At 47.1% G+C, this 678-nt stretch carries 1 protein-coding gene; it reads left to right on the top strand.

The window, feature by feature from the left end:
* Positions 1–678, top strand: a 678-nt coding sequence (locus A3735_RS27660) for a bifunctional diguanylate cyclase/phosphodiesterase (protein ID WP_156499974.1), incomplete at both ends; no start/stop codon positions are given.

The raw sequence follows: 678 nt of genomic DNA, 5'->3' as shown, positions 1-678 counted from the left end.
GGAAAAAAGAAAACGCTTACCAAAGTGATTGGCACCTATGGAACAGCTCGTGACATTACCGAGCGAAAAGAAGCCGAAGAGTTTATTAACTTTCAGGCCTATCACGACCTTCTTACACGCCTCCCGAACAGAGCGCTGTTTAAAGACCGTCTAAACATCTCTATCGCGCAGGCCAAACGAAACAAGAATCATGTCGCCGTCATGTTCCTGGATCTGGATCGCTTTAAAGTGGTCAACGATACTTTGGGGCACGCTATGGGCGACCGCTTATTGCAGTCTGTGGCCCTTCGCCTTGAAAGCTGCGTCAGAAAGTGTGATACCTTATCTCGTTTTGGTGGAGATGAATTCACCCTACTTCTGCCATCAATTTCTTCGCCTGAAGATGCCAGNACCATTGCCAAGAAAGTCATTTCAACACTCAAAGCCCCTTTCGACCTGGGTGAGCATGAAGTATTTGTCGGCGTAAGTATTGGTATTGCCGTCTACCCTAATGGCGGGAACACGGTTGACCAGCTCATCCAAAATGCCGATGTTGCTATGTACCATGTAAAGGGACGCGGTAAAGATGGTTACCAGTACTACAGCGAAGATATGGCCATCCACACCTCAAATCGTTTGAGCCTGGAAAGAGACCTTAGAAACGCACTGGAACGTAACCAGTTCAAAGTTTATTATCAG

It is taken from the genome of Oleiphilus sp. HI0061 (assembly GCF_001635675.1).
This window is presented reverse-complemented; position numbering and strand designations above follow the sequence as displayed.